We start from the raw sequence: 13628 nt of genomic DNA, 5'->3' as shown, positions 1-13628 counted from the left end.
CCATGCGCGGCGCCGCGCGTCTCTTTATTGGCCTACTCGCCGGCGCGCTGGCCCTGTGCGGGCCAGTCGCGGCGGTTGCCGCCGACCTCGCCATCATCATCGACGACGTCGGCTACGACCAGCCGCTAGGGGAGCAGGCAGCCACTCTGCCCGGCACCGTGACCCTGGCCTTTCTGCCGGATACGCCCTACGCCGTCCCGCTCGCCCGCCTCGCCTACCGCAACGGCAAGCAGATCATGTTGCATCTGCCGATGCAAAGCCTCGAACCCCACGCGCTGGGTCCCGGCGGACTCACCATGGACATGACCCAAAGCGAGATCCGCCGCACCTTTCTCGCCGATCTGGCCGCCATCCCGCACGTGGCGGGGGTCAACAACCACATGGGCAGCCTGTTGACGCAGAACGCGGGCGACATGGCCTGGCTGATGCAGGATATCCGCTCCGTGGGCGGACTGTTCTTCGTCGACAGCCTGACCACACCACGCTCCGCCGCACTCGAGGAAGCGCGCCGGGCGGGCATCCCGAGCGCGGCCCGCGACGTCTTTCTGGATGACGTCCGCGAACCCGCCTACATCGAGAAGCAACTCGACCAGGCTATTGCCATCGCCCGCGAGCGCGGCAGCGCTATCGCCATCGGTCACCCTTACCCATCCACAATGGCCGTGCTGCGCGCGCGCCTGCCGGAACTGGCCGCGGCCGGCATCCGGCTGGTCAAGGTCAGCGCCCTGATCCGCCAGCGCAGCGCTGGCCTGCTCCGCGCCAGGGAGCACGCTCCGAATGCGCCGGCCACCTACGCCAAGCGTTGAAGCCGGCTTGCACTGATGTCGCCTGTGTATGAAGATGCCGACCCGATTCCAGCGAGCGCACCCATGAGCCTGGCCGTCGTCTACCCCGGCACCTTCGACCCGATCACCAACGGACACACGGACCTCGTCCGTCGCGGCAGCCGCGTGTTCAGCCGCATCGTGGTCGGCGTGGCCGCGGATACCGGCAAGCAGACCACGTTCAGCCTGACCGAACGCGTAGAACTCGCGCGCGAGGCGCTGGCGGACGTGCCCGGGGTCGAGGTGACCGGATTCAGCGGCCTGCTGGTGGACTTCGTACATGCCCAGCAGGCGACGCTGATCCTGCGCGGGCTGCGCGCGGTCTCCGACTTCGAGCACGAATTCCAGCTTTCCAGCATGAACCGCAAGCTCGCGCCCGATATCGAAAGCATCTTTCTCACGCCGGACGAGGCCTACGGCTTCATCTCTTCCAGCCTGGTGCGCGAGATCGCGCGGCTGGGCGGGGATGTGTCGGATTTCGTCTCGCCGGCGGTCGAACAGGCCCTGCGGGCGCGCTTCACCTAGGGCCTGTTCACACTATAGAGTAGCGTGAACAGGCCCTAGCGCCCGCGTTAACACATCGGCGGCGTGCCGCCGGACCGAGGCACCGAGGAACGACCATGGCCCTGTACATCACCGACGAATGCATCAACTGCGACGTCTGCGAGCCGGAATGCCCGAACGCGGCCATTTCGCCCGGCGAGGAGATCTACGTCATCGACCCGGAGCGCTGCACCGAATGCGTCGGCCACTACGACACGCCGCAGTGCCAGTCGGTGTGTCCGGTCGACTGCATCCCCAAGGACCCGGACCGGGTGGAAAGCCACGAGATGCTGCTCGCCAAATACACCCGCCTGATGGCCGAACCCCAGGGCTGAGCTTCAGCCCGCGCCGCCGCAATAGGCGCCCTCGATCTCCACCAGCAGTTCCGCACGGCACACATCGGCCTGTAGCACGGCCATCGGCACGGCCGAGCCGAGCCGTGCGCGCAACCAGTCCCTCACCGTACCGGCGTCGCTGGCCCGGCGCACGTAGACCTTGAGCAGGCTCAGCGCGTCGGGCGTGCTGATATCGAGCCCCTCGGCGCGATGCGCCTGCGCGACCACGGCCTCGACATTTGCCAGCGTCTCGCCGAGCTGAGCCTCCAGGCTTTGATGCACCGAGGCATGCCCCACGATGCTCGCCGTGCCCGAGATGTAGAAATGCGTGCCGTTGCGCCAGCGCACCAGGGTCGCGCGTGAAAACGACGGACTGCGCGGACCGTAATCATTGGGATAGCGGAAAGCGCTGACCTGGCGCGGGTTTTCGATCTGCACGCCGGGTTCGCGCGCGGCCAGGGCATAGACCTGCAGCCCGCCGCCGCTGGCACCCAGGGCGCTGGCCGCCGGAAGACGCGCATCGTCCATCGCGTCGAGCGATTCGAGCGCCGCCGCGCGGCCGACGCAGAACGAACGGTAACGCTCGCGTCCGTCCTCCTCCGCATTGATCCTCGGGAAGTAGTTCCACACCCGCACCAGATGAGGAAATTCGCCTTCACGCAGGATGCGCAACAGAGCCGCGTAGGCAACCTGCGCATCCCGTTCGGCGGCGGCCGTATCGGGCAACGACAAACGGGCGAACATGAATTCCGAAGTACGCGCGAGGTGGAAGTCACCTTCCTGCCAGCGCGTGACCGGCTCGTCGCTGCGCCAGTATTCGCAAACCGGCGGTCCGTCGAGCTGCGGCAGATGGCTGACGAAACCCGCCGCGCCGGCGGCCTCGCCGTCAGCGGCGAAATCGATCAGTGCGAGCGTATGCGGGTCATCGCAAAATTGTGCGATCCGGGAGCGTGGCACGTAACCCATGCCGAAGGGACCGGAGTGAGCGAGTACCTTGGCCGTGTTCATGCAAACCCCGTCATGCCTGTGCGCACGCGGCGCTGCCGAAGCGTGCCGTGTGAATCTTCCATCGAAAACCCATTCCGTATCGGTGCGTTGCGAGGCGCAGATTATCGCATGCCACAGCTCGGGCGCGAGCCGCGCCGTCAACGCTGGCAGCGTGTGCAGTAAAACGTATTGCGCTGCGCCAGCACGGCTTCGCGGATGGCCGTACCGCATACGGGGCACGGCTCGCCGGCTCGCCCGTACACGTTGAGGCTCATTCGGAAATACCCGGGCCGACCGTCCTCGCGCACGAAATCGCGCAGGGTCGTGCCGCCGGCCGCGATGGCCTCGGTCAGCACCTCGCGCACGCGCTCGGCGAGCAGGTCGTAGCGCGCCGCGGCGATGCGGCCGGCGGCACGGCGTGGGTCGATGCCCGCCCGAAACAGCGACTCGCTGGCGTAGATGTTGCCGACGCCGACCACCACCCGGCCGTCCATCAGCAATGCCTTGACCGCACTGCGTCGCCCCTGCGCCACGGCATGCAGGAGCGCCCCGTGGAAGGCCTCGGACAGCGGCTCGGGACCTAGGCCGGCAAGCAGCGGATGGGTCTCCGGCGGCGCATCGGTCCACAGCAGGGCGCCGAAGCGGCGCGGGTCGTGCAGGCGCAGTGCGCGTCCGTTGTCCAGGCGGATATCGACGTGATCGTGCCGGTCGGCGGGACTGTCCTGCGGAATCACGCGCAGGCTCCCCGACATGCCCAGATGCACGATCGCGGTCCCGACCGAGGTACGCAGCAAGAGGTACTTGCCGCGTCGCCCGACGGCCTCGATGCGCCGTCCGGCGATCCGGGTTCCAAGATCGCCGGGCACCGGCCAGCGCAGGCGCGGCTGGCGCACGACCACGTCGACCACGCGCCGCCCCAGCAGATGCGGTTCGATGCCGCGCCGCGTGGTCTCGACCTCGGGCAGTTCGGGCATCAGGGTTCCTCGGATTCGACCATGCGCGAGGAGGTGGCGAAGATCCAGCTGACCCCGAATCCCGCCACCAGATACTGCTGTGTCTCGACCAGCGGGCTGCGCACGAAACTCGCGCCGGCGAGATTATCGTAGCGCAGGAAGGCACCGACCCAGAAGCGCCTGAAACGCCGGCTGGCGGTCAGGTAGATGCTGCTTCCGCTGTAACCGCCCGATGCGCTGTAGGCGGGGCGACCCGGCCGCGCATAGGCGGGCGCCACATCGTAGAAATAGGCGTGGTAGCGACGATCCGCGAAATCCGGGCCGAGCGAGGCGCCCAGCATCCAGCCGCTGCCGCGAAAATCCGGCAGGTCGAGCTGCAGATGCGGCGTACTGGTCCAGCCGATGGGCTGCAGCGAAAACGTGAAGGCGGCGCGCACCGGCCAGCGCAGGTCGAGCGAGTAACCCGGTCGTTCGATCAGCTTGAACTGCAGCTGCGGACCGATCTCGAAGCTCGAGTTCAGATTCGGCATCCCGGCACGCGCCGAGATCTGTCCGCTCTGCACCGGTGGGCCGGCGTAGCCACTCAGATTCAGCTGGATACGCTCGCTCCGATAGAACACGCCGCGGATGCCCTGGCTGTCCGAACGCAGGAATCGGCCGCGGTAAACGAGATAGGGCAGGGGCAGCAGGTACAGGTCAGCGCCACGTGCGCCGCGGTAGGCGGGGATGGATGCGACGCCGAGACCGGCACCCAGCTCCCACAGGGGACGCATTTCGCCGGATGCGGCCGAGGTCCACGACAGCATGCCGCCGGCCAGCAGCAGGCCCGGCATGCGGCGGGACCGCCGCGCACGCGCGCCGTGCCGATCGATCCTGCGGCAAGCATTCATTGGGAAGTCCGTCGGGTCCTGTGAAAATCCGCAGCAAGCGGCTTGAGGATGGGGCACCCTTTTGCCGTTTCGGGCCCGTTGGTAAGATAGCATACCGTTATTTCAGACTCCCTCGGCCCACCGGAAGAGCGCGCGGGAGTCATAACAGCAGGGGGCAGGATGGACCAAGCGATGGAGCTCGAGCAGGAGCTGGCCGGGCTGATCATCAGCACGCTCAACCTGGAGGAGATCGGCGTCACCGAAATCGATCCGGAGGCCCCTCTGTTTCGCGAAGGGCTGGGGCTCGACTCGATTGACGCCCTCGAACTGGCCCTGGCGATATCCAAGCGCTACGGCGTGCAGATCCGCTCCGACGACAACCAGACTCCGGCCATCTTCGCCTCGCTGCGCAGCCTTGCTGCACACATCAGTAGCCAGCAGTCGCCGGGCAACTGAACAAACCGACGGCGAAGCCCGCATGCCCCCCATAACCCGCCCTCTGCTCCATCTCGGGGACCCGGACAGCTCGATCGCCTGGCGCGATGGCGTGGCGGTGTCCCGCCGGCGTTTCCTGGCCCAGGCACGCGCGCTGGCCGAAAACCTTCCCGACGGCCGCCATGTGGTCAACCTGTGTTTCGACCGCTACCACTTCATGGTCGCCTTCGCCGCGGCGCTGCTGCGCGGACAGATCACGCTGCTGCCGCCGAGCCGCGCGCCGCAGGTGATACAGGAGACCGCCGACGACTACGACGCCTACTGCCTGTGCGACGCGCCGCTGGATGGCGTGCGCCGTCCCATGCACCGTCTGCAGCTCAAGAACGGCGCGACGAACGGTGGCGCGGCACCGCAAATCGATGTCGCCCAGCCGGCCATCGTGATCTTCACCTCCGGCAGCACGGGCAAACCCAGTCCCAACCTCAAGACCTGGGGACAGCTGAGCCTCGGCACCGAACTCGCGCTGCGCCGCTTCGGTCTCGACGCCGCGACGCATCACCTGCTCGCCACGGTACCGCCGCAGCACATGTACGGCATGGAATCGAGCGTGCTCTACGCCCTGCTGGGACCGAGCGCGGTACACGCCGGCCAGCCCTTCTACCCCGAGGATCTGCGCCGGGCGCTGGCGCAGCTGCCAGCACCCAGGGTACTGGTCACCACCCCCGTGCATCTTCGCGCGCTTACCCGCGCCGGACTCGCCTGGCCCGAAACGGCTTTCGTGCTCTGCGCCACCGCGCCGCTGGATACTGAACTGGCCGCCGCGTCCGAGGCTGCGTTCGGCGCACCCTTGCACGAGATCTACGGCTTTACCGAGGCCGGCGCGGTTGCCAGCCGTGAAACCCTGCGCGACGCGAACTGGCGGCTGTACGACGGCATGGCGCTCGAGCGCCGCGACGACGACTGGCTGATCACGGGACCGCAGCTCGCCGCAGCCCAGACCATCACCGACCGCCTCGAAGTCTCGCCGGGCGGGCGCTTCCACCTGATCGGACGCAAGGCCGACCTCGTCAACATCGCCGGCAAGCGCACCACGCTGGGCGAACTGAACCGCCGACTGCTCGCCATACCCGGCGTGGTCGACGGCTGCTTCGTCCAGCCCGATCCCGAGCGCGAGCGACTTGCCGCACTGGTAGTCGCCCCCACGCTCGACGAGGCCGAACTGCTCCGTCAGCTTGCGCTGTGCATGGACCCGGTGTTCCTGCCCCGACCGCTGGTCAAGCTGGCCACACTGCCCCGGACCGACACCGGCAAGCTGCCCCGCCAGCTCCTGCTCAATCTGATCGGCAACGCCAGACTGTCCGCGTGAACCAGCCCGGCTTCAACATTCCGCCATCCCACCCGGCGCTGACCGGACATTTCCCCGGCGAACCGATCGTGCCCGGGGTCGTCATCCTCGACGAGGTGATCGCCGCCGCCAGCGCCGCCTGGCCCGAGCTTCGGATCAGCGGCGTGCGCACGGCCAAATTCCACACCCCCCTGAAACCCGACGAGGCGTGCCGGATCGAGTTCGAGTGCACGCCGACCGGTCAACTGCGCTTTGCCGCACGCCATGGAGACACGCTCGTCGCCGAAGGCAGTCTCGCCGTCGCAGACGACGACGCATGAGCCGCGCCTGGACCGCTCAGGGCGAGTTCGGCAACCGCTGGGCCATGCAGCTGGTGCTCTGGCTGGCGCGACGCATGGGGCGTCGTGTCGCACGGCTTGCGCTGCCTCCAATCACCGCCTATTACCTGCTGCGCGCCGGCGAGGCGCGGCGCCAGTCGCGCGCCTACCTCGCGCGGGTGCTCGGCAGACCCGCGAACCTCGCCGACGTCGCGCGCCACATGCACTGTTTCGCGGCCACCATCCTCGATCGCGTGTTCCTGCTCACGGGTCGCGACTCGGCGCTGGACGTGCGCGTAAACGGCGAAGAGCTGCTCAAGGCGCAGGCGGAAAGCGGGCAGGGCGGCCTGTTGCTGGGTTCGCACCTCGGCAGCTTCGAGGTGCTGCGCGCACTCGGCGTCAACCGCCTCGGGCTGCCGCTGCGCGTGCTCATGTACCCCGAGCACAACGGCACCCTGACGCGCCTGCTGGCCGCACTGAATCCGGCCGTCGCCGACACCGTGATCCCCCTCGGCGGCATCGACAGCCTGTTGCGCGTCAAGGAGCGTCTCGAGGCCGGCGACCTGGTCGGCATGCTCGGCGATCGCGTGGCCGAGAGCGACAAGATCCTGACCTGCGACTTTCTCGGCGGCCGCGCCGCCTTCCCGCGCGGCCCTCTGCTCACCGCGGCGGCGATGCACGTGCCGGTGCTGCTTTTCTTCGGGCTGTACCGTGGCGGACGGCGTTACGATATCCACTTCGAGCTTCTGACCCCGGCGCTCGACCTGCCGCGTGCGCAGCGCGACGCGGTCACCACTGAGCTGACCCGACGCTACGCCGCCCGCCTGGAGCACTACACCCGGTTGGCGCCCTACAACTGGTTCAACTTCTATGACTACTGGCAATCCTGAGCCTGCGCGCGGGCGCCGACACGTCCTGGCCGTGCTGGCGTTCGCCGCCGGCCTGATCGGTTTGCTGGCGTGCCAACCTGCGGGTGCAACTGGCTGGAACCTGACCGACCTGCTGGCCGGCTTCTCCCGCGTCACCGACGCGAGCGCCGATTACACCGAGGTGCGGCATTCGAGCTTCGTCGACGTCCCGCTGGTGAGCCACGGGCGGCTCGTCTACCGTGCGCCCGGCTACCTCGCCAAGACCGGCGAGGGCGGCGGCTACGTGGTGCAGGGCAACGTCGCCGAGATTCTCGGCAGCGATCCGCCGCGCAGGGTTCAGCTGGACGACTACCCGCCGCTGGCCGCCCTGATCGCCGCCCTGCGCGCGACCCTGTCCGGCAATGCCGCGGTACTGCATCGCTATTTCAAGCCCGAGCTCTCGGGGGATGCCGCGGCCTGGCGTCTGCGACTGCTGCCGCTCCAGGCGTCGCTGAACCAGGCCATCGAGCAGATCGAACTTTACGGCAGCGGCAACCGGCTCCGGCGCGTCGAGGTTGCGCAAAGCGGCGGCGACCGCAGCCGCCTGACGCTCAGCCGCCTCGTGGTGCATGAACGCAAGCCCGCGTCCTGAGCGGCGCTGGTTCGCGCCCCTTCTCTGGCTCGCCCTGTGCCTGGCGGGCAGCCTCTATCTCGCCCACTCGGCGCACTTCGCCGCCAGCCTGGCCGGTTTCATGCCGGCGGGTCGCAGCGCGGCCCAGCAGCTCATGCTCACCCAGATGGAGGATTCGCCGGCCAACCGCACGGTGCTCATCGCGATCGCGGGCGGCACCGCCGCGCAAAGGGCTGAGGTTAGCCGCCGCTATGCCGCCGCCCTGCAGGCCAGCGGGCTTTTCACGCGGGTGGCCAACGGAGACTTCGACCCGCAATCACTCGACGATCCGCGCCTGTTTGCCTGGCGCTATCTGCTCAGCCCCGCGGTCAAGGCGGCGGACTTCACGGTAGCCGGGCTGCACGCCGCCCTGGAACGGCAGCTCCGCGCCCTGAATTCGCCCCTGGGACTGCTCAGCCAGCGCTTTCTCGCGGCCGATCCCACCGGCAGTTACCTCGCCATGCTGGAATCCTGGAAACCGGCGCACGCACCTGCCCGACAGGACGGGGTGTGGGTTTCGCCTGACGGCCAGCGGGCCCTGCTGCTGGCGCAGACGCGCGCAGCGGGCCTCGACCTGGATGCCATGCAGCACGCGGTCGACACACTGCGTCATCGCTTCGGGTCCCTGCCCGGGCACCAGGGGCTGCGCCTCGTGCTCAGCGGCTCGCCGGTCATCGCCGTGCACTCGCGCAATACCATCAAGCGCGATGCACAGACATTCAGTACCGCCGCCAGCCTCGCCCTCGCGCTGCTGTTGCTGGTCGCCTATCGCTCCGTGCGCCTGCTGCTGCTCGCCGCGCTGCCCCTGCTCAGCGCCGTGCTCGCCGGCACCGTGGCCGTCAACCTCGGCTTCGGCTCGGTTCAGGGCATCACCCTGGCCTTCGGTTCCACGCTGCTCGGCGTGGCCGTCGACTACCCCATGCACCTGTTCAGCCACCTGGAGCGGGACATCAGCGCGCGGCGCAGTTTGCAGCACCTCTGGCCCACGCTCAGGCTCGGCGTGCTCACCACCGCCGCCGGTTATGTTGGCCTGCTCGGCACCGGCTTTCCGGGCCTGATGCAACTCGGAGTATTCGCCATCGCAGGCCTGCTGGCGGCCGCGGGCGCCACCCGCTGGGTGCTGCCCGACCTGATGCCGGCCGCCTATGCGCCCCGGCTACGCCTGCACCGGCTGATGCGCGTGGCGGAAGCGGCACGCCGCACCCGTCCCGGCATCCGTATCGCCACCGCCGCGCTGCTGGGCACGACCGCCCTGGCCGCGATCTGGCAGCACCGCGATACCTTCTGGCAGGACAACCTTGCCGCACTCAGCCCGGTCAGTTCGGCCAGCCTGGCCACCGACCGGCAGCTGCGCAGCGATCTCGGCGCACCCGACGTCGGCCAGCTGGTGGTGGTTCAAGCCGACAATGCGCAGCAGGCACTGGCGCGCAGCCGGAGGGTTGCCACGGAGCTGCGCACACAGGTCGCGAAAGGCTGGCTACACGGTTACGAACTCGCCGCGCGCTATCTACCGGACGCCGCCGTGCAGCGGCAGCGCCAGGAGGCCATCCCGCCGGCACCGGTACTTGCAGTACGCCTGCAGACGGCACTGCACGGTCTGCCGTTCCGGCCCGGCGTGTTCGCGCCCTTCCTGCGGGATGCCGAAGCGGCCCGCCACCTTTCTCCCATAACCCCGGATGAGGCGCGCGGCACCCTGCTCGGTGCGCGCATCGACAATCTGCTCTACGCGCACGCCAGGCGCTGGTACGCCTTGGTGCCGCTGATCGGCGTGCGCGAGCCGCAGGCGCTTGCCGCCTGGTTCGCGGCACACCCCACGCCCGGGGCCACCTACCTCGACATGCACGACGAATCGACGCGGCTGATGCGCGACTTTCGCGAACAGACCGTGGGTCGTCTCGGCGCGGTCGCCGCCGCGGTCCTGCTGGTGCTGTTCGCCGGCCTGCGGCGCCCGCGCGAAGTGGCGCGCGTCCTCGTGCCGCTGGCCCTCGCGGAACTCATCGACGTGGCGGCACTCGTCGCCCTGGGCGAACGGCTCACCCTGTTCCATCTCGTCGCCCTGCTCATGGTGGCGGGCATCAGCATCGACTACGCGCTGTTCTTTGCCCGCCCCGAAAGCGATCCCGCCGGGCGCCGCAGGACCCTGCATGCCCTCACGCTGTGCGCCGTTTCCACCGTCGGCGTATTTGCTATCCTTGCCGTTTCGCCGCTGCCCGTCCTGCGCGCCCTGGGTCTGACCGCGGCCATCGGGGTCGGCACGGCCTATCCGCTGGCCATGCTGCTGGCGCAACGCGCGGGTCTGAGCCGGCCCTGACCGCCGGAATCGCACCGCTGGACCTGACATGCCCGCCCTGAAGATCACGGCCTATACCCTGACCAGCGCCCTCGGCGTCGGCCGCGAGGCCACCCTCGACGCCCTGCGCGCGCGGCGCGGCGGACTGCGCCCCAACGACTTCGATCCGCGCGGCCCGAACACCTGGATCGGGCGCGTCGACGGCGTGGAAGACGCCCCCTTGACCGGGGCCTTCGCGCCCTACGACTGCCGCAACAACCGCCTGGCTGAGATCGGCCTCGCCGCAGACGCTTTCATCGATCATTGCCGACGCGCTCGCGAACGTCACGGCGCCGGCAACATCGGCGTGTTCATGGGCACCAGCACCTCCGGCGTGGAGCAGACCGAACTCGCCTACCTCGCGCGCGAGGATGCCCAGGCGCCCCTGCCTGACTGGTTCGACTATGCGCACACCGGCGACCTGTTCTCGCTGGCCGCCTACGTGCGCGACCGACTCGGTCTGAACGGGCCCACGCAGACCCTTTCCACCGCCTGCTCGTCCAGCGCCAAGGCCTTCGCCACCGCCTGGCGCCACATCGAGGCAGGCCTGTGCACGGCGGCCGTGGTCGGCGGCGTCGACAGCCTCTGCCGCATGACCCTGCACGGCTTCGCCGCGCTGCAGCTCGTCTCCGAGCGGCCCTGCCGGCCGGCCGATCCCACGCGCGACCGCATCAGCATCGGCGAGGCGGCCGCCTTCGCCCTGCTCGAATCTGCGGACGGCGCGGGCATCCATCTGCTGGGTTACGGCGAAAGCAACGACGCCTACCACATGTCCTCGCCCGACCCCACGGGAGCCGGCGCGGCCCTCGCCATGCGGAGCGCGCTACACCGCGCCGGTCTGGAAGCCGCGGACGTCGACTTCATTCACCTGCACGGCACCGCCACACCCGCGAACGACACGGCAGAAGATCGGGCCGTCTCCGAAGTCTTCGGCAATGCGGTGCCCTGCGCCTCGACGAAGGGCTGGACCGGCCACACCCTGGGCGCCGCCGGTGCCGCCAATGCCCTGATCGGCGCCCTGTGCATAGAACACGGCCTGATTCCCGGCAGCCTGAACACCGCCTCGGTCGACCCTGCATTCGCCTCCGACGTGCGCATCGCGGGCAGCGAAACGCCCCTGCGGCGCGTCGTCAGCAACGCCTTCGGTTTCGGGGGCAGCAACGCCAGCCTGGTTCTCGGGTATCCCGCATGATGCCCTGTCGCATCCTCGGTGCCGGCATCGCCGCACCCGGCCTGCCGGACTGGGACACGGCGCGCGAGATCCTCTCCGGCCGCGCGGCCTACGCCGCCGGGGAGCCTCCCAGGCCCAACGCCGTGCGCCTGCCGCCGAACGAGCGCCGACGCGCCGGCGCCTCGACCCGCCTGGCATTGGCAGTGGCGGACGAGGCCGTCCGCATGGCGGGTATCGATCCTGTGCACGCCGCCAGCGTCTTCGCCTCCGCCAGCGGCGACCTGCATCTCATGCACGCGGTATGCGAGACCCTGTCCCGCCCGGAACCGGCGCTGTCGCCCACCGTTTTCCACAATTCCGTGCACAACGCGCCGGCCGGCTACTGGTCGATCGCCACGGGCGCGCGGGCACCCTACACGGCCATCTCCGCGCAGACCTTTAGTTTCGCCGCCGGCCTGACCGAGGCGCTGACGCAGCTGCACTGCGAGGGCGGCCCCGTCCTGCTGGTCGCCTACGAAGTCCCGCCGCCGTTTCCCCTCGACGCCTGCGTCGCGATGCGCCAGCCGTTCGCCTGCGCACTCGTGCTGGCGGCGGACGATTCCGACGCAGACGGCTTGGCGCGGCTGAGGCTGGCCGGCCCCCGAAGCGATGCGGCCGATGCGCGTCCGTTCGCCGACCCGGGCCTGGAAGCCCTGCACCGGGACAATCCCGCCGCGGCCGCCTTGCCGCTGCTCGCCTTGCTCGCGACGAGGCAGGCCGGGCGGACGGCGCTGCCGATGACCGCCGAAACCTATCTACTGGTCTCGCTGCAGCCATGCTGAAAGATCGGGAGGCGCTGTGCGCGCTGATTCCGCACGCCGGCGACATGTGCCTGATCGAGCGCGTCGCCGAATGGGACGACAAGCGCATCCGCTGCCTCAGCAACACCCATCTCGATCCGCGGCATCCGCTGCGTCGGGCAGGACGGCTGCATGCGGTACACGGCATCGAGTACGCCGCCCAGGCGGCGGCCCTGCACGGCGCGCTGCTGACGGGCCACCGCCGGAACACGCCCGCCGCAACCCCCGGCCGGCTGGTCGCGGTACGCGACGTCGTCTTCTCGGCTGTACGCCTTGACGAGCTTGCGCAGACACTCGTGATCGAGGCAGAGCGCCTGATCGCGAGCGGGGAGGGCGTGATCTACCGCTTCAGCGTCGGCGCTGGCGGGCGCGAGCTGTTGCACGGTCGACTCAGCGTGCTCGGCGGAAGCCCGCCGGCATGAAGCCCGTTGCGGTGATCCCGGCCTATAACGAGGCATCGACGCTCCATGGCGTCGTTGCCGGCGCGCAGCCCTGGGTGGACGCAGTCATCGTGGTGGACGACGGCTCCACCGACGGCACGGGAGACTGCCTGGGATCGATGCCGGAGAACGTCTGCGTCCTGCGGCACGAACACAACCGCGGCAAGGCGGCAGCCCTCGCGACCGGCTTTCGCCATGCCCTGGAGCTCGGCGCGACCCATGTCGTCACGCTGGATGCGGACGGCCAGCACCGGCCGGAGGACATACCGCGCCTGCTCGCCGCAGCAGCCGACGACCCGCCTGCGGTCGTCATCGGCGAACGCCAAGACAAGCGTAGCGCGGCCCCCGCCGCGCGCCGCATGGCCAATCACTTCGCCGACTTTTGGATCTCTCTGGCCGCCGGCAGACGCATCCGCGACAGCCAGTCGGGGTTCCGCGTCTACCCTGCGGAGCTGTTGCGCGACGGCCGCTTTCCGCTGAGCAGATCCGCCGAGGGGTTCGTGCTCGAAACCGAGCTGCTGGTGGCGGCAGCCTATCTCGGCTATCCGCTGCGCTACGTCCCCATCGACAGCCTCTATCCGCAGGCCGCCAGGCCCAGCCACTATCGCGCTGTCCACGACACCACGCAGATCACGCTCGCCGTGGCGCGGATGCTGCTCGATCCCCGACTCATGCTGCCGCGCCTACGGCTGCTCTTAGGCGGACGCGCGCGCGGCTAGTCCG

At 69.3% G+C, this 13628-nt stretch carries 16 protein-coding genes; 13 read left to right on the top strand and 3 right to left on the bottom strand.

All coding sequences use genetic code 11. From position 1 onward, the window contains the following. Window positions 1-2 precede the first annotated feature (2 nt). The 3 genes from BJI67_RS01125 to BJI67_RS01115 all read left to right on the top strand — a co-directional run bounded on the left by BJI67_RS01125 (window position 3) and on the right by BJI67_RS01115 (window position 1702). Window positions 3-806: a divergent polysaccharide deacetylase family protein gene (locus BJI67_RS01125; RefSeq protein ID WP_070071454.1), complete on the top strand. Its 804-nt coding sequence runs from the start codon at window positions 3-5 to the stop codon at window positions 804-806. Between the two features lie 63 nt (window positions 807-869). Beyond that, window positions 870-1349: a pantetheine-phosphate adenylyltransferase gene (gene coaD / locus BJI67_RS01120; protein WP_070071453.1), complete on the top strand. Its 480-nt coding sequence runs from the start codon at window positions 870-872 to the stop codon at window positions 1347-1349. 95 nt (window positions 1350-1444) lie between these two features. Beyond that, complete coding sequence (locus tag BJI67_RS01115; RefSeq protein ID WP_070071452.1) at window positions 1445-1702, top strand: YfhL family 4Fe-4S dicluster ferredoxin; 258 nt, start codon at window positions 1445-1447, stop codon at window positions 1700-1702. A gap of 3 nt (window positions 1703-1705) precedes the next feature. Here BJI67_RS01115 and BJI67_RS01110 read toward each other — a convergent pair whose 3' ends face one another. The 3 genes from BJI67_RS01110 to BJI67_RS01100 all read right to left on the bottom strand — a co-directional run bounded on the left by BJI67_RS01110 (window position 1706) and on the right by BJI67_RS01100 (window position 4475). Further along, window positions 1706-2710 (bottom strand): chorismate transformation enzyme, FkbO/Hyg5 family, encoded by a 1005-nt coding sequence (locus tag BJI67_RS01110; RefSeq protein WP_070071451.1) that lies wholly within the window; start codon window positions 2708-2710, stop codon window positions 1706-1708. 137 nt (window positions 2711-2847) lie between these two features. Continuing rightward, a complete protein-coding gene (gene mutM / locus BJI67_RS01105; protein WP_070071450.1) occupies window positions 2848-3663 on the bottom strand; it encodes a bifunctional DNA-formamidopyrimidine glycosylase/DNA-(apurinic or apyrimidinic site) lyase in 816 nt (271 codons plus the stop codon). Beyond that, complete coding sequence (locus BJI67_RS01100) at window positions 3663-4475, bottom strand: MipA/OmpV family protein (protein ID WP_070073865.1); 813 nt, start codon at window positions 4473-4475, stop codon at window positions 3663-3665. Before BJI67_RS01100 ends, mutM begins: the two co-directional genes overlap by 1 nt. Before the next feature lie 216 nt (window positions 4476-4691). Here BJI67_RS01100 and BJI67_RS01095 point away from each other — a divergent pair, with 216 nt between their 5' ends. From BJI67_RS01095 to BJI67_RS01050, 10 genes are read left to right on the top strand one after another with little or no spacing between them, the layout of a single operon-like run. Next, a complete protein-coding gene (locus BJI67_RS01095; protein ID WP_083250516.1) occupies window positions 4692-4967 on the top strand; it encodes a phosphopantetheine-binding protein in 276 nt (91 codons plus the stop codon). Window positions 4968-4989: 22 nt separating this feature from the next. After that, a complete protein-coding gene (locus BJI67_RS01090; RefSeq protein ID WP_070071448.1) occupies window positions 4990-6312 on the top strand; it encodes an AMP-binding protein in 1323 nt (440 codons plus the stop codon). Next, the gene (locus BJI67_RS01085; protein WP_070071447.1) at window positions 6309-6611 is read left to right on the top strand and encodes a 3-hydroxyacyl-ACP dehydratase FabZ family protein; all 303 of its coding nucleotides are present in this window, start codon (window positions 6309-6311) and stop codon (window positions 6609-6611) included. The genes BJI67_RS01090 and BJI67_RS01085 overlap by 4 nt, the downstream gene beginning before the upstream one ends. Continuing rightward, a complete protein-coding gene (locus tag BJI67_RS01080) occupies window positions 6608-7498 on the top strand; it encodes an LpxL/LpxP family acyltransferase (RefSeq protein WP_070071446.1) in 891 nt (296 codons plus the stop codon). Before BJI67_RS01085 ends, BJI67_RS01080 begins: the two co-directional genes overlap by 4 nt. Next, a complete protein-coding gene (locus tag BJI67_RS01075) occupies window positions 7479-8108 on the top strand; it encodes an outer membrane lipoprotein carrier protein LolA (RefSeq protein ID WP_070071445.1) in 630 nt (209 codons plus the stop codon). Before BJI67_RS01080 ends, BJI67_RS01075 begins: the two co-directional genes overlap by 20 nt. Then, window positions 8086-10437, top strand: a complete 2352-nt coding sequence (locus BJI67_RS01070) for an MMPL family transporter (protein WP_070071444.1) — start codon at window positions 8086-8088, stop codon at window positions 10435-10437. Before BJI67_RS01075 ends, BJI67_RS01070 begins: the two co-directional genes overlap by 23 nt. Window positions 10438-10465: 28 nt before the next feature. Then, complete coding sequence (locus BJI67_RS01065; protein WP_070071443.1) at window positions 10466-11647, top strand: beta-ketoacyl-[acyl-carrier-protein] synthase family protein; 1182 nt, start codon at window positions 10466-10468, stop codon at window positions 11645-11647. Next, window positions 11644-12447, top strand: a complete 804-nt coding sequence (locus tag BJI67_RS01060) for a beta-ketoacyl synthase chain length factor (protein ID WP_070071442.1) — start codon at window positions 11644-11646, stop codon at window positions 12445-12447. The genes BJI67_RS01065 and BJI67_RS01060 overlap by 4 nt, the downstream gene beginning before the upstream one ends. Next, window positions 12441-12887 carry a hypothetical protein gene (locus BJI67_RS01055; RefSeq protein ID WP_070071441.1) on the top strand — a complete coding sequence of 149 codons (447 nt, stop codon included), beginning with the start codon at window positions 12441-12443 and terminating at the stop codon, window positions 12885-12887. Before BJI67_RS01060 ends, BJI67_RS01055 begins: the two co-directional genes overlap by 7 nt. Next, window positions 12884-13624, top strand: a complete 741-nt coding sequence (locus BJI67_RS01050; protein WP_070071440.1) for a glycosyltransferase family 2 protein — start codon at window positions 12884-12886, stop codon at window positions 13622-13624. Before BJI67_RS01055 ends, BJI67_RS01050 begins: the two co-directional genes overlap by 4 nt. The last annotated feature ends 4 nt before the right edge of the window (window positions 13625-13628 follow it).

It is taken from the genome of Acidihalobacter aeolianus (assembly GCF_001753165.1).
Classification (GTDB): Bacteria; Pseudomonadota; Gammaproteobacteria; order DSM-5130; family Acidihalobacteraceae; genus Acidihalobacter; species Acidihalobacter aeolianus.
This window is presented reverse-complemented; position numbering and strand designations above follow the sequence as displayed.